General features: G+C 51.9%; 17 protein-coding genes and 1 pseudogene. 10 read left to right on the top strand and 8 right to left on the bottom strand.

Annotated features, from left to right (window positions below):
• Positions 1 to 135: 135 nt before the first annotated feature.
• On the top strand, positions 136 to 471 hold the full coding sequence (locus tag HAV38_RS08495) for a hypothetical protein (RefSeq protein ID WP_168054395.1): 336 nt from the start codon (positions 136 to 138) through the stop codon (positions 469 to 471).
• A 349-nt stretch (positions 472 to 820) separates the two neighbouring features.
• Here HAV38_RS08495 and HAV38_RS08490 read toward each other — a convergent pair whose 3' ends face one another.
• The 8 genes from HAV38_RS08490 to HAV38_RS08455 all read right to left on the bottom strand — a co-directional run bounded on the left by HAV38_RS08490 (position 821) and on the right by HAV38_RS08455 (position 10,584).
• Positions 821 to 1,924, bottom strand: a complete 1,104-nt coding sequence (locus tag HAV38_RS08490; protein WP_168054393.1) for a M48 family metallopeptidase — start codon at positions 1,922 to 1,924, stop codon at positions 821 to 823.
• 11 nt (positions 1,925 to 1,935) lie between these two features.
• Positions 1,936 to 2,385 (bottom strand): dUTP diphosphatase, encoded by a 450-nt coding sequence (gene dut / locus HAV38_RS08485; RefSeq protein ID WP_168054391.1) that lies wholly within the window; start codon positions 2,383 to 2,385, stop codon positions 1,936 to 1,938.
• A 295-nt stretch (positions 2,386 to 2,680) separates the two neighbouring features.
• The gene (gene coaBC, locus HAV38_RS08480; protein ID WP_168054389.1) at positions 2,681 to 3,880 is read right to left on the bottom strand and encodes a bifunctional phosphopantothenoylcysteine decarboxylase/phosphopantothenate--cysteine ligase CoaBC; all 1,200 of its coding nucleotides are present in this window, start codon (positions 3,878 to 3,880) and stop codon (positions 2,681 to 2,683) included.
• Between the two features lie 77 nt (positions 3,881 to 3,957).
• Positions 3,958 to 4,479, bottom strand: a complete 522-nt coding sequence (lspA, locus tag HAV38_RS08475) for a signal peptidase II (protein WP_168054387.1) — start codon at positions 4,477 to 4,479, stop codon at positions 3,958 to 3,960.
• 206 nt (positions 4,480 to 4,685) lie between these two features.
• A complete protein-coding gene (gene ileS / locus HAV38_RS08470) occupies positions 4,686 to 7,589 on the bottom strand; it encodes an isoleucine--tRNA ligase (RefSeq protein WP_168054385.1) in 2,904 nt (967 codons plus the stop codon).
• A gap of 178 nt (positions 7,590 to 7,767) precedes the next feature.
• The gene (locus tag HAV38_RS08465; RefSeq protein WP_168054383.1) at positions 7,768 to 8,745 is read right to left on the bottom strand and encodes a bifunctional riboflavin kinase/FAD synthetase; all 978 of its coding nucleotides are present in this window, start codon (positions 8,743 to 8,745) and stop codon (positions 7,768 to 7,770) included.
• 243 nt (positions 8,746 to 8,988) lie between these two features.
• Positions 8,989 to 9,456 (bottom strand): YidB family protein, encoded by a 468-nt coding sequence (locus tag HAV38_RS08460; protein WP_168054381.1) that lies wholly within the window; start codon positions 9,454 to 9,456, stop codon positions 8,989 to 8,991.
• Between the two features lie 402 nt (positions 9,457 to 9,858).
• On the bottom strand, positions 9,859 to 10,584 hold the full coding sequence (locus tag HAV38_RS08455; RefSeq protein ID WP_168054379.1) for a 16S rRNA (uracil(1498)-N(3))-methyltransferase: 726 nt from the start codon (positions 10,582 to 10,584) through the stop codon (positions 9,859 to 9,861).
• Between the two features lie 501 nt (positions 10,585 to 11,085).
• On the opposite strand from HAV38_RS08455, the gene tkt reads away from it, so the two are divergent.
• From tkt to gspG, 9 genes and pseudogenes are all read left to right on the top strand, one after another.
• On the top strand, positions 11,086 to 13,080 hold the full coding sequence (gene tkt / locus HAV38_RS08450) for a transketolase (protein WP_168054377.1): 1,995 nt from the start codon (positions 11,086 to 11,088) through the stop codon (positions 13,078 to 13,080).
• On the top strand, positions 13,077 to 13,688 hold the full coding sequence (locus tag HAV38_RS08445; protein WP_168054375.1) for a GNAT family N-acetyltransferase: 612 nt from the start codon (positions 13,077 to 13,079) through the stop codon (positions 13,686 to 13,688). Before tkt ends, HAV38_RS08445 begins: the two co-directional genes overlap by 4 nt.
• A 201-nt stretch (positions 13,689 to 13,889) precedes the next feature.
• Positions 13,890 to 14,900, top strand: a complete 1,011-nt coding sequence (gene gap, locus HAV38_RS08440; protein ID WP_168054373.1) for a type I glyceraldehyde-3-phosphate dehydrogenase — start codon at positions 13,890 to 13,892, stop codon at positions 14,898 to 14,900.
• Between the two features lie 122 nt (positions 14,901 to 15,022).
• Positions 15,023 to 15,207 (top strand): annotated as a pseudogene (locus tag HAV38_RS21870) (IS110 family transposase); the annotation flags it as partial.
• 308 nt (positions 15,208 to 15,515) lie between these two features.
• Positions 15,516 to 17,009 carry a DUF4331 domain-containing protein gene (locus HAV38_RS08435; RefSeq protein ID WP_168054371.1) on the top strand — a complete coding sequence of 498 codons (1,494 nt, stop codon included), beginning with the start codon at positions 15,516 to 15,518 and terminating at the stop codon, positions 17,007 to 17,009.
• A gap of 12 nt (positions 17,010 to 17,021) precedes the next feature.
• Positions 17,022 to 17,291, top strand: coding sequence for a hypothetical protein (locus HAV38_RS08430; RefSeq protein ID WP_168054370.1), 270 nt, complete (start codon positions 17,022 to 17,024; stop codon positions 17,289 to 17,291).
• A gap of 160 nt (positions 17,292 to 17,451) precedes the next feature.
• Positions 17,452 to 18,627 (top strand): tetratricopeptide repeat protein, encoded by a 1,176-nt coding sequence (locus HAV38_RS08425; RefSeq protein ID WP_245182275.1) that lies wholly within the window; start codon positions 17,452 to 17,454, stop codon positions 18,625 to 18,627.
• 1 nt (position 18,628) lies between these two features.
• On the top strand, positions 18,629 to 19,768 hold the full coding sequence (locus HAV38_RS08420; protein ID WP_168054368.1) for a HupE/UreJ family protein: 1,140 nt from the start codon (positions 18,629 to 18,631) through the stop codon (positions 19,766 to 19,768).
• 24 nt (positions 19,769 to 19,792) lie between these two features.
• Positions 19,793 to 20,260 carry a type II secretion system major pseudopilin GspG gene (gene gspG, locus HAV38_RS08415; RefSeq protein WP_168054366.1) on the top strand — a complete coding sequence of 156 codons (468 nt, stop codon included), beginning with the start codon at positions 19,793 to 19,795 and terminating at the stop codon, positions 20,258 to 20,260.
• The last annotated feature ends 83 nt before the right edge of the window (positions 20,261 to 20,343 follow it).

The raw sequence follows: 20,343 nt of genomic DNA, 5'->3' as shown, positions 1-20,343 counted from the left end.
ATAAATTAGCGAAATTCTTGGGTTTATTGATATTCAGCGGTATGGCATTATATTTTTTGTGAGGTGCTATTGTTTTGGTTCGATTGATCGATTGGACGGTTGATCGGGTGGTCCGTAATTAAAACGGTAACGGCAATGCAACGGCAATGCAACGGCAACGGCAACGGCAACGGCAACGGCAACGGCAACGGCAACGGCAACGGCAACGGCAACAGCAACAGCAACAGCAACGGCAACGGCAACGGCAACCGCAACCGCAACGTCAAGGACCGCAACTACGACAATGAGAGAGGTACTAATCTATTCCGGCTCTTAATCGCCAAGACAAGCAACCCTCCAATTAACAAGGCTGCGGCAGTTGCGGTTGTTGTTGAGCTAACCCGTCATAGGCGTTGCCGGTTATTTCGGCTGTCAGTCGGGAATTGTCGGAATACATGTTTGCGAAGCGAGTTGGTATTTCGACCCGCCTGATAGTCGAAATAATCGGGTACCCGACCAAAGGGAGGGCAGCACCTCTGCGGTCGCCTTCTTTTTGGTTACTTTTTCTGCGGGGGCGCCTAGCCGAAGCAAGAAACAAGTAACTGGCCGCCGGGCCACTCCCGGCCAGCCTCCACGGAGCACTAACCGTTTTAGCTATCGACTAACCGAACCAACCCAAACGGGTCAACGTCGTTGGTGCTCCATTAACATCCTTAAATTTATATTCACCGCATGGCCGAACAAAACCCAACCCCAAGCTTACACCGGATATATTTCCAAGATGTTTACGTCTGCAGCGCGCCCACTGCTGGCACGCTACAGATATGGCGCTATGCTCTACTTACGGCATTAGATTACCGCCGATTGCTTGTTTGGCGTTGATCTCCGCTATGGTTTTTTGAATGAGGTCCATGCGGGCCGAGGTCGAAGGATGGATGGCGGTGTGGCCGTTGGTTACGTTGACGGGATATTGGGTTGCCAGTCGCTGCCAGAACGCGGCTGCGGTGTCTATCTTGTAGCCTGCGCGCGCCACCATGTATAACGCCAGTTTGTCTGCGGCGAGGTCCAGTTGCTGCGTGTAGGGTTTGACGCCTTCGCCACCTGATAATGAACTGGTATCCGGACGCACACGTATCAGGTTGTCGATAATTCCGCTCATGGTCGCGGTCATGCGTTGTCTGACTACGTGCATCAGGGAGTTATGCGCCATCTCGCGTGCGATGACATACGCCAGCTCATCGTCGGTTTTGGCAAACTTCACCATTCCAGACGTCACAAGCACGCGGCGCCCATCGGCAAAACTGTTCACGTTCTCGGTGTTTCCCAGTTCGATACCAAAGGCACAGGCACGCGTGAGGAGTACCTTGAGGTCAACGTTGTTCCCTTTTCGAACCAGTCCCAGGTCAATCGCCACATTGCGGTTGACCAGCGGCCCTAGCATTAACGCGGCCAGTCGCTCGGCGTTTGGTCCGGTGGTAACCGGTTTGCCCTGGATCGTGGACAGCAGATCGCCGGGCTTTACGCCCGCTTGGGCGGCGCCACTGCCAGCTAATACGCCGGTCACCTGAAGCTGATCGGACAGGCCCAGAGAAGTCTGCGCTGCCTCGATAAATTCTGTTGAATAGGAAAATTTTGTTTTTGCGGTAAAGCCGAGAAGGTTGCGCGCATTATTGCGGCACAGGTCGGCGTTGCTGACTAATAGCGGCGCGGCGACGTTATACAGGCGATCCTGTTGTGTCACGATTGCGCGGAGTTCCGATTCTTGGGGATTGGTCGGGGCCTTGACCGGACGGGGGGCTATGTAGGCTTTTCCTGCGCTTGGCGCCTTTGCGATCGGCGCTGGCATTTCGGGTTCTTGCGTGGCACAAGCCGCTAGCAATAAAACGGGAAGTGTCGCGGCATAACGTTTTACATAAAACCACCGTCGAGAATTGATTGCTTTCATAGATATTTCCATCAGTGTTTGCCCGTACTGCCAAAGCCACCTGTTCCGCGTTCGCTGTTGTCAAAATCAGCCACCACGTTAAAGCCCACGCGCATAACTGGCACGATGATGAGTTGTGCAAGCCGATCCATAGGGGTTAAAATAAATTCAGTGTCGCCGCGATTCCAGGTCGATACCATCAATTGACCCTGATAGTCAGAGTCAATTAAGCCGACCAGATTGCCGAGTACGATGCCGTGCTTATGTCCGAGGCCGCTGCGTGGCAAAATCATCGCCGCATAGGAAGGATCGCCAATATAAATTGCCAGACCGGTTGGAATCAGGTGGGTTTCGCCGGGTTTAATGGTCAACGGAGCATCAAGGCAAGCGCGCAAATCGAGGCCGGCACTGCCTTCTGTTGCATATGCGGGTAACTGATCCTGCATGCGCGGATCAAGGATTTTTACGTCTATTGTTTTCATAAAATAAATTTATTAATCTGTTGAAGAAGGTGTCAGCCTTAAGGATGAAAAACTGGGCTAGAACGGCGATGATGCATCGATGGAGATCGGATTGCCGTTATGTTCTCGCAGCGTTTGTTGTTCAGTCCGACAAGCCGCTCTGAGAGCGACAGCACCAGAAATTAATCGAAAAAAGCGGGTAAAACGACGTCAAGCTAGCGCATCACAACCCTACTTATTCAATCGACCTAACTAAGTCGTACGGCATGTCCACTCAAGGATGTCCACCCACGTGCGACCAGTCACAGTAAATCACTTAACCAAGACGTGACACAATTTCTGCAATTAACTGACGTGCGAGTTGCAGTTTGTTCGCGCGCGGTAAACTGCTATGACCTTTGACGTCAAACAGCACCAGTTGGTTCTCATCTTTTCCAAATGTATCGTGACCGATATTACCCACGAGCAGAGGTACGTTTTTACGTTGACGTTTTGCTTCGGCGTATTCCAGCAGGTTTTCAGATTCTGCGGCAAAGCCTACACAGTAGGGACGCTGGTGCAGAGGTAGCGAAGCAACGGCAGCAAGGATATCGGGATTTTGTGCGAATACTAATTCGGGGGTGTCACCGTCAGCGTTCTTTTTGAGTTTTTGGTCGCTGGCGTTGGCAACGTACCAATCCGCGACCGCGGCAACCGCCACAAAAATATCCTGACCCGCCGCATGCGATAAGACAACGTCATGCATTTGCTGCGCACTGAGGACATCGATGCGGCGCACGCCGTAAGGGGGCGGTAATGCAGTTGGTCCAGAAACCAGCAAAACTTCCGCACCGGCTTCACGTGCCGCGCGCGCAATGGCGTAACCCATTTTTCCGGACGATAGATTGGTGATGCCGCGCACCGGATCAATTGCCTCAAAGGTCGGCCCGGCGGTGAGTAGTACGTGTTTGCCTGTTAGCGTCTTGGGCTGAAATGCTGCGATGACTTCTTCCAGCAGCTGATCAGCCTCAAGCATACGACCTAAACCGACTTCTCCGCAAGCTTGCTCGCCTGCAGCGGGCCCCAGCAACCGGACGCCATCCTCTCGCAACTGTCTGGCGTTACGTTGGGTTGCAGGGTTTTGCCACATTTCGACGTTCATAGCAGGCGCGATCATTAACGGCAGTGTTGCCTGCCGCGCCACGCATAGGGTCGACAATAAGTCATCGCAGACGCCATGCGCCAGCTTGGCCATAAAGTCAGTCGAACAAGGTGCAATCACGATGGCGTCGGCGTCACGGGTCAGATCAATGTGCGGCATATTATTACCGATACGTGCATCCCATTGGTCGGTAAAAACAGGCAGTCCGGATAGTCCTTGCATCGTAATCGGCGTAATGAATTGCAGTGCCCCTTGCGTCATGACGACTTGCACCGTCGCCCCGGCCTTGATTAGCGCACGCGTGAATTCTGCCGCCTTATAGCAGGCGATGCCGCCGGTCAAGCCAAGAACAATTTTTTTACCAGTGAGATCCATCGTTACCCCCGGTTAAAACACTACAAAAATACGCTGGTTGCTTACTTAATCACTTATTTACTGGCTTACGTGCTTTTCTACTTATTAACCCGACGCAGCTCATCAATAACAAACAATACGGCGCCTATGCAAATCGCGCTGTCGGCGATGTTAAATGCTGGCCAGTGCCAGCGCGCGACGTAGATATCGATGAAATCGATAACGTGTCCGTAAGCGATACGATCGGTTACGTTGCCCAGTGCACCACCCAGAATTAACGCCAGCGCAGTACAAAACAGGCGCTGCCCTGCATGGCGTTTAAGTAGAAAAACAATGAAAATTGCAGCCGCTAATCCGATCCCGGTAAAAAAGTAGCGTTGCCAGCCTGAAGCAGAACCCAAAAAGCTAAACGCCGCGCCCGGGTTGTACACCAGAACAAGATTAAAGAAAGCTGTCACCGGATGCGACTCGCCGTAACTGAACATGCGCGTTATCGTAACCTTGGTTAACTGGTCGAGCAAAATAACTAACCCGGCGATCCCTAGCCAGGGCAGTAACCCTGCGCTTAACCGGGAGGAAGACTGTGAGCGGGAAGGTGCAGAACGTTTTTTAGTAGCCATAAATGGTTTTTCAGCAGACAAAAAAGAGTGGTGCCGGTGTAAATTAGCTTACCTGCCAACTAAAATTACTAGGTGTGCCGACTAAGTGTGCAAAATAAGTTTGCCCAATAAGTTGGACCAGCGCAGCGCAGAAAAATGCGACCTGAACGACAATGGATTTCAGGTCGCGCTGCGGAGTTGGCTTAGGCCTCGTTTCAAAGGGACGATCAGGCGAAATGACGGTCTTCGCCGCTGCCAAACAAATTGGTGACACAACGACCGCATAGTCCGGCGTGGTCCGCATGGCTGCCGACATCTGCGCGGTAATGCCAGCAACGTTCACATTTTTGTTGTGTTGAAGGTGTCACCACAATGGTCTCGTCGGCGTCCGAGGCAACTTCGGTGATGGTCGCGGCTGAAGTGATCAGAATAAATTTGAGGTCGTCGCCCACGCTGTCGAGCAATGCGTATTTACCCGCGGTGACCTTCAGTTCCACCTCAGCCTGCAAGGACGATCCTATGCCGCCAGCGGCGCGAACCTCTTCCAGGCGTTTGGTAACGTCGGCGCGCAATACCCGCAATGCATTGAATTTTTCGATCAGTGTCGCAGCGCCGTCGATCACTGGAAGCGTGTAGTAGGTTTGCGTGAAGATCGTCTCATCGCTTTCTGCATAGGCATCTTTACTGGCGAAGAACGACCATGCTTCTTCGGCGGTAAACGATAATGTCGGGGCAATCAGGCGCAACAAGGCTTGCGTGATGTGCCACATTGCCGTTTGGCCCGAGCGCCGCGCGTGTGAAGTCACGCCGCCGGTGTACAGGCGATCTTTCAGAATATCCAGATAGAAACCGCCCAGATCTTCCGAGCAATACATCTGCAGTTTGGATACCACAGGATGAAATTCATAGCCCTCGTAGTGCTGCAACACGTCGACTTGCAACTGGGTCATGCTGGCGATCGCGTAACGGTCAATCTCTAACAGTTCGGCGATCGGCACAGCATCGGTCAGCGGATTGAAGTCCGACGTATTTGCCAGCAAAAAGCGCAGTGTGTTACGAATCCGGCGATATGACTCGGTGACACGTTTCAGAATCTCGTCAGAAATCGTGATTTCCCCAGAATAGTCGCTAGACGCAACCCAGAGACGCAGGATTTCTGCGCCGAGCGTGTCAGATACTTTTTGTGGTTCGATGCCGTTCTTTAACGACTTTGACATCTTTTTTCCCTCGCCATCCACCACAAACCCGTGGGTCAGTAACGCCTTATAAGGCGCACGGCCGTTCAGCATTGACGAAGTTAATAGTGACGAATGGAACCAGCCGCGATGTTGATCCGAGCCTTCCAGATACAGATCGGCAGGAAACTGCGATTGCAAATGATGTGAACCGCGTAGCACGGTTTGATGCGTTGAGCCGGAGTCAAACCAGACGTCCAGCGTGTCCTTGTTTTTGGTGTAGAGGTCGGCCTCATCGCCGAGCAGTTCTTTTGGATCCAGCGCCTGCCATGCTTCGATGCCGCCCTGTTCGATGCGCTGCGCAATTTGCTCGAGCAATTCGGGCGTGCGTGGATGCAGGTCACCTGTCTCTTTATGTACGAAGAAGGCCATCGGAACGCCCCATTGGCGTTGGCGGGATAGTGTCCAGTCGGGCCGGTTGACGATCATGCCATGCAGGCGCGCTTTGCCCCATGCCGGGAAAAAAGACGTTTCTTCAATCGCACGGATCGCCGTCTTGCGCAGACTTTCGCCGCCATCGTTCGGCTGGTTATCCATGCTGGCAAACCATTGCGACGTGGCGCGGTAGATGATCGGGGTTTTATGACGCCAGCAATGCATATAACTATGATCAAACATTTCCAGCTTGAATAACGCGCCGACTTCTTCCAGCGTCGCACAGATGGGTTTGGATGCTTCCCAGATAGTCAGGCCGTTGAACAGCGGCAGCGATGACGCGTAGCGTCCGTCGCCCATGACCGGGCTGATAATGTCATCGTCCTTTAAACCATGCGCTTTGCAGGAGATAAAATCCTCAATACCATAAGCAGGTGCCGAGTGAACGATACCGGTGCCGCTATCGGTAGTAACGTAATCGCCCAGATAAACCGGCGACAAGCGGTCATAGCCGGGATGCGCGCCCGCCAGCGGATGTTTAAAGCTGATCAGTGACAATGCCGCACCTTTGCAGGTGGCAATGACGGACCCTTCGAGCCCAAAACGCTCAAGCGAAGCGGTGACCAGATCTTGCGCCAGAATCAGCAAAATCGGTTCGCCGTTGCGCACAGTTTGTACTAATGCATACTCCACTTCAGGATGAACATTGAGCGCTTGATTAGACGGAATGGTCCAGGGCGTGGTCGTCCAGATGACCACGTAGCCTTTTTCAAGCGGCAGTGCTGCCAGACCAAATGCAGAGGCGAGTTTTTCAGGCTCGGCGAACGGAAAGCCGACGTCGATAGAAGGATCGCGCTTGTCTTGATATTCGACTTCAGCTTCGGCCAATGCCGAACCGCAATCGAAACACCAGTTTACCGGCTTCAGGCCGCGATAGACGTAACCTTTTTCTAATATCGTACCGAGCGCGCGTAACTCATCGGCTTCGTTACTGAAGTTCATGGTTTTGTAGGGATTGTCCCACTCGCCCAATACGCCAAGACGGATGAAGTCCTTGCGCTGCAGGTCGATTTGCGCGTTGGCGTAGGCGCGAGCTTTGGCCTGCACTTCTGCTACCGGCAAATTTTTACCGTATTTTTTTTCGATCTGAATTTCAATCGGCATACCGTGGCAATCCCAACCCGGGACATATTGCGCGTCAAAGCCAGCCATATTGCGTGCTTTGACGATCATGTCTTTTAAAATCTTGTTCACGGCGTGACCCAGATGAATCTCGCCGTTTGCATACGGTGGGCCATCATGCAAAATAAATTTAGGGCGCGCTTTGGACGCTTTACGAATGCGCTCGTAGACCTTTTTATCTTGCCATTGTTTGACCCATTGTGGCTCCCGCTTGGCAAGATCGCCGCGCATCGGAAAAGCAGTCTCGGTCATATTAACGGGATATTTGCTTTGCGGCTTTGCGGCTTTTGGGGCTTTGGTATTTTCTGGCTTCGGTGCTTGGGTTGGCTGATCGGACATGGTTTTCTTCAATTGAATTCGGTGGGTGTCTGCGGCAAAGTGGCGGTCAGGTTGGACTGCATCTGGACTGCACCAATATTGCTACTGCACTAATTTGCACTATTTTTAGTGCGCAAACGGTTTGTGTAAGCGCTTAGCACAACTGGATGCGCGTAGGCGCTTGGGCGGGTGGCGCGCTTCAAATTCGATCCGTCGCAGAAGTCGCAGCGCTATCGTGCTGGCGGAAGTAATCTCGCGTATTCTCAACGTCGCGTTCGATGGCTATGGATAATGTAGGTACATCAACGTACTTCTCTTCGTCCCGCAATTTTTTCAAAAATTCCACCTTCACTATTTTTCCGTAACAGTCGCCGCTATAGTCGAGCAAGAAGGCTTCCAGCAGGACACGCCCGCTTTTGTCGACCGTGGGACGCGTGCCAATACTGGCAACGGCGGGCACAGGATACTCGGACAGTCCATGCACCCGCACTACAAATATCCCCGACAACGCAGGCTGTTTATGGTGAACGTTCAAATTCAGCGTGGGGAAGCCCATCGTGCGTCCGAGTTTTTGGCCATGCACCACATGTCCAGAGATGGAGTAGGGATGTCCCAGGAGCGTCCGCGCCGCAGAAAAATCGCCATCCGCCAGCGCTGCACGTACAGCTGACGAGGAGACGCGGGTGCCGGCATTCATGACATTGGATAGCGTCTCCACCTGGAAGCCATACTTTTTGCCCGCTTCAATCAACGTGACAATGTTTCCTGCCCGACGCGCACCAAAGCAAAAGTCCTCGCCGACCATCAACCATTTAATATGCAAGCCTTGCACGAGGACTTTTTCGATAAAGTCCTGCGGCGACAACGCAGAAAAATGTGCGTTGAAGTGCTCAACGATCACGCGATCAATCCCGGCTTGCGCCAAAGATTGCAACTTGTCACGTAAGTTGGCGACACGTGTTGGCAAGATGACAGGATATTGAGAATGCTCTGCAAAAAATTCGCGTGGGTGGGGTTCAAACGTCATGACGGCAGCATCAATGCCTAATTCCGTCGCCGCCTTACGAACGTGGGCGAGTAGAATCTGATGGCCGCGATGAACGCCGTCAAAGTTGCCGATAGATAGCGCGCATGGTGCACGCGACTCAGCGTTGGGAAGTCCGCGAAATACCTTCATGGAAGTGACCGCAATAGATGTTGCAAAACCGTAGATTATAGATGCTTTCGCGTCGCATCTCTCACCTACCGTTCGATTGGTTGGCTGTTCCTTGCCTTTATTTCAAGATAAGTCGCACAAAAAAGATAATTAACTGCGGCAGATGTCCTGCAACACACTGGCTGCCGCAGACCGCCTGCCGCACCGGTCGCCGACGAACGACTGGAGGGAGCCGGTATCTGAGCCGGTATCTCACTCCTGAGGTTAAGTAGTCTTGTTTCCACCGAGAAATCCACCAAGCATACTCTCGATACCCGCTAAACCGCCGCCAGCGTCGGGTATCTGCCCATTTGGCGTTAATTTATCAATCAGTCCCGGCAGGATTTCAGAGAGATGACTAGCGGTTTCGCTTTCTGAAAGTCCGGTTGCCTGAGCGAGTTGCTCAAGATGCCCGCCGCCCAGTGCTTGTTGTACCTGAGCCGGCGATATTGCCTGATTCTGACCATTGCCAATCCATGAACTCACCGCATCACCGAGCCCGGCTGCCTGTAATTTACCCAGCAGACCGCTTAATCCACCTTCGATGCCGGTGGCGCCTGTCGCGCCGGTAGCGGATTGGCTGGTCAGCATGCGCAATGCAGCCTGTATAAGCATTGCTTTAGGGTCGCTTGCCTGCGCCGACTGCCCTTGATTACCGCTGATCGCGCCAAGTACACTATCAAAAAGTCCCATGATTTCTCCTTAAAAATAATCGCTAACATACGGGGTAAGAATATTGAGATGGTCGTATTTTTCAATATAGAACTATTTAGCGGGGGTAGCGGCTTTAATGCAATAAACTGTTAATGTATGCAATCAAAGCGCGTGCGACCATCGAACTAAATTACCGTTAACAAGTATCGTCGATCGCCCATGAGTCGTGAGTACTGATTAGTGATTAGTGCCACCATTTTTCAGGACAACGATACCAGGATATGCAGAGGCATCGGTTGTACCCCCGCATCCAATTTTACGCTTACTAAGCCTATTTACTGCTATTAGGCTGGTCGGCCCTCCTCAGATGCACGGCAGGACAGACATATCTGACATGTTTTATATGTTCCGCATTAAATAGTTAGCGTACTTCACCCTGCGTTACATTTCACCCCAGATTGCATTCAGTGCGGCTAACGCGGCAAGGCCCGCTGTTTCTGTGCGTAAAATACGTGCCCCCATAGACAGCATTAACGCTCCCTGAGCACAGGCGGCGCTTTCTTCTGCATCGGTAAAGCCACCTTCCGGGCCGATTAATAACGCAACCGATTGCGGCGGCTGATGGCGTGCCCAGTCTGATAACGAGGCTTCGCCACGCGGCGACAAGATAATTCGCTTATGTAAATCCTTCTGCCCGAGCCAATCGCTGAGAGAGGTTAGCGGCGCCAGATGCGGCAACCGATTGCGGCCGCTTTGCTCGGCGGCCGAAATAATCACCGCCTGCCAGTGCGCCTGCTTCTTCTCTACCCGGTCCGCCGCAAGCCGCACGACACAGCGTTGGGCTGATAACGGTTGAATTCCGGCAGCGCCTAATTCAACGGCTTTTTCGATGATCCAGTCCAGTTTTGACGATTCGGGTAAGGCTTGGGCCAGCGTGATGGCGTAGGGCAATTCGGCTTCTCGCGGTGAAAACGTCTTTACCTCAACGCTAACCCGTTTTCTTTCCAGGCTGGCAATAGTCGCAATAAACTCGCCGCCGCTGCCATTAAATAGCGTAACGGGCGTGTCGAGCGGTAAGCGCAACACATTGATATGGTGTGCCACCGCTTCGGGTAGCGTCACCGTGATACCAATTTCAAGTGGATTGGGGATGTAAAAACGCGGCATAGGCTTTGTAATAGTATAAATATGAGCGGCTCAAGCCATTAACTGGCAATTAATCTTTTAAGAGAAAAGGCAGTATGACGGAATATCCGTTAATTCGCCATTTTGATCGATGTAAATTGCGGCCCTGTTTCTCGTGACGCGTAGGCTCGGATAAATGGCGGAGCCCACCTTGCCGAAGAAAGATTGTGCCCGCCGAACACAAGTTTACAGGCAACGGCTAATGCAGGGGAAAATAAGCAGATTTCGGCTTTCTTTCCAAATTTGCAACAAGCCCCCAAGGTCAACTACGCCCTCGACACGTAAATTCAGCGTTAAGGGCAGCATTTTGGTAAAATGTTGCGCTTTAGTGCCAACTCTTTGGATGCAGACTTTTAAGAACCCGTTTACGATCCACGCAGACTATGCGCGAACAGTGCAGCACCCGTTCGCGATCTGCAATGAGCGGGTGCCACCGTTTGTTCCTTCTTCGCACAATCAATTATTGCCTAACCGTAAAAAACCATGACCTCCACACTCCCGACTTCGAAGATGGCCAACGCGATCCGCGCTTTGGCAATGGATGCAGTACAAAAAGCTAACTCTGGCCATCCAGGCATGCCTATGGGCATGGCAGAAATCGCAGTAGCGCTGTGGGCAAAGCACTATCGCCATAATCCTGCTAATCCAAAATGGATTAATCGCGATCGTTTTGTGCTCTCGAATGGCCATGGTTCGATGCTGCAATATGCATTGCTGCACCTGACCGGCTACGACTTGCCGATGGATGAACTGCGTAACTTCCGTCAAATGCACTCAAAAACGCCCGGTCATCCAGAGTTGGACGTCACGCCAGGTATTGAAACTACTACCGGCCCACTGGGTCAGGGTTTGACCAACGCGGTTGGTATGGCATTGGCAGAAAAATTGCTGGCGGCAGAATTCAATCAACCAGCTTTTCCGATTGTCGATCATTACACTTACACTTTTGTGGGCGACGGCTGTCTGATGGAAGGTATTTCGCACGAAGCCTGCTCACTGGCCGGCACGTTGCGCTTGTCCAAGTTGATCGTGTTATACGACGATAACGGTATTTCAATCGATGGTCATGTTGAAGGCTGGTTCAAGGATGACACCCCAAAGCGCTTTGAAGCATACGGCTGGAATGTGATTCGCAGCGTTGACGGTCATGATGTCGAAGCGGTCAATGCTGCCATTCATCAAGCCAAGTTAGCCGATAAGCCAACGTTGATTTGCTGCAAAACGGTCATCGGTAAAGGCTCACCAAATCTCGCGGGTACCGATAAGGTCCATGGCGCGGCACTCGGCGATAAAGAAATCGCTGCCGTGCGCGAAGCATTGGGCTGGACTTCTGCACCGTTTGAGATTCCTGAAGACGTCTACAGCGCATGGGATGCCAAAGTACAAGGCCAGCGCTTTGAAACCCAGTGGGATTTGTTGTTCGCGGCTTACACTGTTGAATTTCCAGCGCAATCGGCCGAACTGATTCGCCGCATGAAGGGTGAGTTGCCGGGCAATTTTGACCAGACGCTGAGCGCTTACGTCGCCACCTGTGTAGAAAAGCAAGAAACCATAGCGACCCGCAAAGCGAGTCAAAATGCGATTCAGGCGCTGGCGCAAGTGCTGCCTGAGTTCCTTGGAGGTTCTGCCGATTTGACAGGTTCTAATCTGACCAACTGGAAAGAGTGCGTGGCCGTACGCCGCGACGTAGCGGGTAACCATATCAATTATGGTGTGCGCGAGTTCGGTATGAGCGCGATGATGAACGGTATCACGCTGCATGGCGGTTACATTCCCTTCGGCGCAACGTTCCTGACATTTTCCGATTACAGCCGCAACGCGTTGCGTATGGCGGCCTTGATGAAGATTCGTTCGATATTTGTCTTCACGCATGATTCAATCGGTCTTGGTGAAGACGGGCCGACCCATCAATCGGTCGAGCACGTATCAAGCCTGCGCCTGATTCCACATCTGGACAACTGGCGTCCATGCGATACCGTTGAGTCAGCGGTAGCGTGGGGTTACGCAGTAAAACGCCATGACGGCCCAAGTACATTAATTTTCTCGCGTCAGAATCTGCCGTTTCAGCCACGTGACGCTGCACAGATTGCCAATATTGCGCGGGGTGGTTATATTTTGAAAGACGCCAAAGGCGCGAAGGGTATCATCATCGCCACTGGCTCTGAGATAGAACTGGCAGTCAAAGCGGCTGACGTTTTGGCCGCAGAAGGCATTGCAGTACGCGTGGTCTCCATGCCAAGCACGGACGTTTTTGATCGTCAGGAAGCAGCGTACAAAGCCAGCGTTCTTGAGCATGGCCTGCCGCGTGTAGCGATTGAAGCGGGCGTTACTTCAGGCTGGTACAAGTATGTGGGTCTTGAGGGCGCAGTGGTCGGCCTTGACACCTTCGGCGAGTCGGCCCCGGCTGGCGTTTTGTTCAAGCACTTTGGCTTCACCGTCGAAAATGTGGTCGCTAAAGTCAAACTGACGCTGGCATGAGCGTGGATAAAAAGAAGACTAAAAACCTTTCTAAGGTAGTTAATGTTACCGACGTGGACGAGGTCGCTGATTTCACCAACATAGTTGGTGATTTTTTGGTGCGTCGCGGAACCGTTGCCGATGCCGCAGTCATTGCGGCTGTTCGGATCGATAGCTGGCGCACGACCTATCGCGGCATCCTTCCAGTTGCCTATCTGGACGGTATGAAAGTCGACCAGAGCACCGCAATCTGGACCCGTATATTGCAAGCTGCCTCCGATGCCGCATGTGTTTTTGTCGCAGAAATAAATGGTGAGATTGTCGGATTTGCTGCGGGCATGACGCTGGCCGAACCTAAACTGGGCTTTGATAGTGAACTCACCGCGATCTATCTGATTCCATCTGTCCAGCGCGCTGGTATTGGTCGTCGGTTGGTCGCACATGTGGCGACCACTTTGGCCAGTGCCGGGGCCGGGAATATGCTGGCGTGGGTGTTGGCTCAAAACGAGATTGCACGACAGTTTTATACCAAACTAGGCGCGGAATTGCTAACCGAGCAAACCTTTCAGTGGGATGATCTGGAGATGCAGGAAGTTGGTTACGGTTGGCGCACTATCCGCGTTAATTGAGTGCTAATTTCGGTGGGTTTTTTTTGGAACCACTTTGCTTGGTACGCTTTGTCTTGATGACACTCGCTGTGGTTGCAATAGAAATCCAGGACTAACGAAGAATTTAATTCAGCATTAATTCAGTTTTAAAGCAGAGTCAAATGATGGTGAGTATTTATGATTACCTCAATTAAATTATTGTTCATACCTTAGGAGAAAAGCATGACTATTCGCGTTGCAATCAATGGTTACGGCCGCATCGGCCGTAACATCCTTCGTGCACATTACGAAGGCGGCAAAAAGCACGACATCGAAATCGTCGCCATCAACGATTTGGGCGATCCAAAAACTAACGCGCATTTGACACAATACGATACAGCCCACGGTAAGTTTCCCGGTACTGTTACGGTGGACGGTGACGCCATTGTCGTCAACGGCGACCGCATCAAAGTGTTCGCGCAACGTAATCCTGCCGAATTGCCATGGGGCGACCTGAACGTCGACGTCGTTCTGGAATGCACGGGCTTTTTCACCACCAAAGAAAAAGCCAGCGCGCATATCCACGGCGGTGCAAAGAAAGTCATCATCTCGGCGCCAGGCGGTAAAGATGTCGATGCGACTATCGTTTTTGGTGTCAATCACAATGTGTTGAAATCGACAGATACTGTCATTTCAAACGCATCATGCACCACTAACTGTCTGGCACCTTTGGCTAAGCCACTGAATGACAAAATTGGTATTGTGAATGGTCTGATGACAACCATCCATTCTTATACTAACGATCAAGTGTTGACTGACGTTTATCACGAAGACTTGCGCCGTGCACGTTCGGCGACTATGAGCATGATTCCGGCCAAAACCGGCGCTGCTGCCGCGGTTGGTCTGGTCTTGCCAGAGCTGAACGGTAAGCTGGACGGTTTCGCAATTCGCGTACCGACCATCAACGTCTCACTGGTCGATCTATCATTTGTTTCTGCGCGCGAAACAACCGTCGATGAAGTCAATGCCATCCTGAAAGAGGCATCGGAAGGTGCGTTGAAGGGTATCTTGACTTACAACACTGAGCTGTTAGTGTCGGTTGATTTTAACCACAACCCAGCGTCTTCCAATTTTGATTCAACGCTGACCAAAGTGTCTGGCAATCTGGTCAAAGTATCGAGCTGGTATGACAATGAGTGGGGTTTCTCGAACCGCATGTTGGATACCACCGTGGCACTGATGGAAGCTAAATAAACTAAAAGTTACTAGCGTAACCAGCATACTTTGAAGCCCTGCTAGTCGGGGCTTAATGAGATGGTCCCCCTCACCCTGAAAGCGGTTTACGCTAACAGGGTGTTTTCATTTTGGAGGCTCTCATGGATAGCATTACGCTCATTGGCATTGATCTTGGCAAGCACAGCTTTTAACTTCACGCTCAGGACAAGCAAGGCCATGGCTTGCTGCGCAATAAATTCAGTCGCAAACAGTTGCTAGATTTTTTTCTACTTTTCAGTCGTGTACGGTTGTCATGAAGGCTTGCGCCGCGGCGCATCATACGGCGTGCAGAGCGATGCCGCGCAACCTTTCTCGCTGTGGCCTGTAACGCATACAACGCCAGCGTCGCGTTGAGTGTCGTCGCCATGCATAATGAGGCGACAAGTCAAAAAATTGCGGCACGACAATACCCCCAACGACGGAAATTTGGACTGAAGTATAAATGACAACATTTATCTTGACCGGCGTTACTATGCCGCTTATATTGATTATGTAAATCGCGTTCGGCTTTCACTTCTCTGTGACTGCGAACCACTTCAAAGCCCCGATTCGAGCCTCATGTCCCCAGCACCTTTACTACGATTGGATCATGTCATGCAAGCATTCCTGAGCAAAAAAGTAGCGACAGTCGCCATAGGAGCAGCAATTAGTGCAATCATTTGTTTGCCCGCCGCCGCCTCTAGTCATCGCGAAGCCCCATTTATCAGCGGTCAGCCAAAGGTCGACGGCACCGATTTTTATATGTTTCGAAGTTACGAGCCAGGCAGGCAGGACTATGTAACGCTGGTCGCAAATTACATTCCATTTCAGGACCCTCAGGGTGGGCCGAATTTCTATCAGTTTGATGCCAATGCGCTATACGAAATCAGTGTCGTTAATGACGGCGGCAGTAAAGAAAATATTACCTTTCGCTTTAAATTTACGAATACCTCCAAACGCACCGCATTGACTGTTGGGGGGCAACCTACTCTTATTCCGCTTATCAATTCTGGTGTTATCAGCGGGGTTAATCCGGCTGCCTTAAATGTGCGTGAAACCTACACTGTGGACATCGTGCGCGGAGACCGTAGGGTTGGCACGGTGAGCTCGGTCACCAATGCCGCTAACGGTGCTAAGGTGTTTGATAAGCCAGTTGATAATATCGGTGACAAATCATTCGGCAGCGCGACAGGTTATACAACTTATGCGAACCAGCATATTTATAACGTGGCGATCCCTGGATGCGGCAACGGTCGGGTCTTCGTAGGTCAGCGTCAGGAATCATTTTACATCGCCGTCGGCAAGATATTTGACCTGTTTAACCTTAATCCATTAGGGCCAGAAACCGGTACCCCTAACAGTCTTGCCGGTAAAAATATCAGTTCACTGGCTATGGAAGTGCCGGTTTCCTGCTTAACTAATGGCACTGAGCCAGTTATTGGGGGCTTTACAACCGCAAGCGTTCGCCAAGGCCGATTGATCAATCCGAATCCGGCAAGTGGAAACAATAACGCCGTGAAAGAAGGTGGCCCGTGGGCCCAGGTGTCAAGGCTGGGAATGCCATTGGTCAATGAAGTCGTGATTGGATTGGAAGATAAGGATCGTTTCAATGCGTCCCGACCTGGCGCTGACAAGCAGTTTGCCGGTTACGTCACAAACCCTTCGCTTCCTGCGCTAATACAGACGTTATTTCCGTCCGCTTTGGCGCCGACAAACTTTCCGCGGACCGACCTGGTGGCGGCGTTCTTAACGGGTATCAAAGGCGTCAACCAACCGGCAAATGTGAAAGCCAGCGAAATGCTGCGTCTGAATACCGCAATTGCTCCAACACCTAGGGCCACCCAAAATGCGCTTGGCGTAGCTGGTGGAGATAACGCAGGGTTCCCAAATGGCCGTCGTCCCGGAGATGACGTGGTTGATCTATCCGTACGTGTGGCAATGGGCGCATTGTGTGTGCTGACTGGGGCAACCGATACGCTGGGTGTAGGATGTAAGCCGAGTGACGCAGCGGCTGGTGGTCTGGCATTTACCGACGGTGTGCGTAATGATGCGACGACCTTCCAGCCAGCGTTTCCGTATTTAAACACACCGCTGCCTGGCAGTAATTAAGGAGCCGCCATCATGATTACCAAAAAAATCTTGCTTGGTCTTGGTTCAGGGCTCCTCCTGTCCCTGCTCTTGGGTGGTTGCGGCGGCGGCGGCGGTGATTTTCATGCGCCAGTCGACCTGACCGGAGCGAATAATGGCGCCGAACCGGTCGCCGCGCAGGATGCCTTTATTGATAGCGTCAACGGAATCGTCGCAACGACGTCGGATGTAAGCGAACCAACTTCTATTGATTCGCTTATGGCGACTACGCCGGATAACACTGCTCCGCTGTCGTTTACTTAAAGGTTGTCACTTCAAGTCTGCAGGCACGCCGAATCCTCATTGCGTCAGGTCGCGGTGACCCGTTTCAGTGAGGATTTGCTGTGCCAGCGGTTTCTCCTCTGCCATGGCTATGAGGTTAACGAATGGGGGTCTGAAGACCTTTTGCGCAACGTGGATATCCATGACATCTTTCAAGGCCCGTGCGGTGGTATTACTATTTGCAAGCTTTGGGTTGCCAGCATTGTGCGCGCCGTATATTCCGCTTAGCGACGCGGAAGTGATTGAATATTTACCGCGAAGTACTGATCCGTCTCAGGTTGAATTCAAAGCGTTGCGTAGTCGTCTGGCTGCATCGCCCGGCGATATATCGTTGGCACTGACGCTTGCCCGTCGTTATATCACCCAGTCGCGTGTCGAGGGAGATCCACGCTATCTCGGTTATGCCCAAGCGGCCCTCGTGCCTTGGTATAACAAGGCCGATCCGCCGACCGAAGTGCGTGTCCTGCGTGCCACTTTACTTCAAAGCACACATCAGTTCCCTGCCTCGCTAATTGATCTGGACGCAGTAGTAAAGGCCGATCCGCGCAATGCGCAAGCATGGATAACCCGGGCCACGGTGCTGCAGGTGATGGGCGACTACTCGGGCGCCACCCGGAGCTGTAATGCGTTACGGGAAATAGCACCTGTGCTGATTACCATTACATGCCTGACGAATGTTTCTAGTTTGAATGGACAGGCCCGTCAGAGTTACCTACGTCTTAAATCAACGCTTGATAACGCCACGGACGTAGATCCCGGCATCAGGATTTGGGTGGTAACTTTACTTGCTGAAATGGCCGGACGGCTAGGTGATTTTTCAGCGGCAGAAAAACATTTCAAAACGGCGTTAACCTATGACGATGCCGACAGTTATTTATTAGGCGCATATGCAGATTTTCTGTTGGATCATCACCGCGCCGCTGAGGTGATCCCTTTGCTCAAAGATAAGACGCGCGTTGATGCGTTGCTGCTGCGCTATACGCTAGCTTTAGCGTCAACGGGCAACCGTGCCGCCGATCAGATCGCAGTACTTAATGCACGTTTCGCCGCGGCGATGTTGCGTATGGACACGGTACATCAGCGTGAACAGTCACGTTTTGAATTGCAGCTCATGCATCGCGCGCCGTCAGCGTTGAAACTGGCGCAGCGTAATTGGGCGATTCAAAAAGAGCCAGCCGACGTGCGCGTATTTCTGGAAGCTGCGCTAGCTGCGAATAATAAGACTGCGGCCGAACCAGTGCTCGATTGGCTAAAAAAGACCAGGCTCGAGGATCAAGTCATTAATGCGCTCGTGGCCCAAGTCAATGCGAGTTCATGAAATGAAGCGCTTCTTAATTACCCTTATGCTGGCAGCGACTGTATTGCTTTGCGCTACTGCCCACGCCCATAAGCCAAGTGACAGCTATCTCACCTTAATGGTGAGCGATAAGACAGTTGACGGTCGGTGGGATATCGCACTACGCGATCTTGATTTTGCCATCGGTTTGGATCAGGATGGCAACGGTGAGCTGACATGGGGTGAAATCCGTGCCCGTCAGCGCGACATCGCAGCCTATGCATTGGGACGCCTGACGCTTTCCAACGCTGGCACCAAATGTCTGATCGCGGGCGGTCCGCAGTTGATCGATACGCACAGCGATGGCGCTTATTTAGTGTTACGTTTTACTGCAAGTTGTAGCGCGCAGATCGAAAAACTTGATGTTGATTATCGCCTCCTGTTTGACATCGATCCGCAGCATCGTGGCTTACTTAACTTGCAGTCTGGTGGTCAAACCTCAACCGCCATTTTTTCGCCGGATACACCTCACCAGACCCTGGTGTTACGTGAAGCCAGCAAGCTCGCACAGTTTCACGACTATCTGGTGACGGGTATTTGGCACATCTGGAATGGCTTCGATCACATTCTGTTTTTGTTATCACTGCTGTTACCCGCCGTGCTTAAGCTCGGCGACAAGGAGCGTCGCCCGTCGGATAGTTTCAAGGCTTCGTTCGTCGAAGTGCTGAAAATCGTTACCGCTTTTACGTTAGCGCATTCAATCACGCTCACATTAGCGACATTGCAGGTGATATCGCTGCCGTCGCGCTGGGTCGAATCAGCGATTGCAGCATCAGTGATACTGGCCGCGCTTAACAATCTGTTCCCGTTGTTTCAAGGGAAGCGATGGATGGTGGCGTTTGCGTTCGGATTGATTCACGGATTTGGTTTCGCCAGTGTGCTGACAGATCTGGGACTTCCACAGTCATCGTTGTTACTGGCATTAGTTGGGTTTAACCTCGGTGTTGAGATTGGACAGCTTGTCATTGTTTCGGTATTTTTGCCCTTGGCATATGCTATTCGCAGAACGATGTTTTATCGCAGTGCCGTTTTTTCTTTCGGTTCTAGTCTCATCGTGTTAATTGCTACGATTTGGCTCGTAGAGCGCTTATTTGATCTGAGAATTTTTACAGTTTCTGCATAAGCAGCGATCGGGGGAGCAGATAAAATGCGTGATCCGAATGCACATTTGCTGAGTAATAATTCTCTTCGCTCTGATCTCCGGGGAGGTTTTACGCTGATTGAAATAATGGTAGTCGTCGTTATCATGGGCGTTCTTGCGGCGCTGGTGGTGCCTAAATTGATGGGCCGGACCGACGATGCGCGTGTAATGGCTGCACGCGCCGATATCGCGACATTGATGTCATCGCTGAAACTGTACAAACTCGACAACCAGCGCTATCCAACTACCGAACAAGGCTTGCAGGCCTTGATTAACAAACCAACTATTGGCCCTGTTGCAAATGGCTGGAAAGCCAACGGCTATATCGATAAGCTGCCTAAAGACCCATGGGGTAATCCGTATCAATATTTGTCGCCCGGCATCAAGGGCGAGATTGATGTGTTCACGTACGGTGCGGATGGTCGTCCAGGGGGAGAGGGCATCGATGCGGATATTGGCTCCTGGGATCTGTAATGCGCGGAGTGCGAACGACAATGGTAGCGGTGAAACCAGCGTTATTATCCGCGCTAACGGTATCGGTCATTTTTGGGGCGAAT

It is taken from the genome of Glaciimonas immobilis, from assembly GCF_011947285.1.
Classification (GTDB): domain Bacteria; phylum Pseudomonadota; class Gammaproteobacteria; order Burkholderiales; family Burkholderiaceae_D; genus Glaciimonas; species Glaciimonas immobilis.
This window is presented reverse-complemented; position numbering and strand designations above follow the sequence as displayed.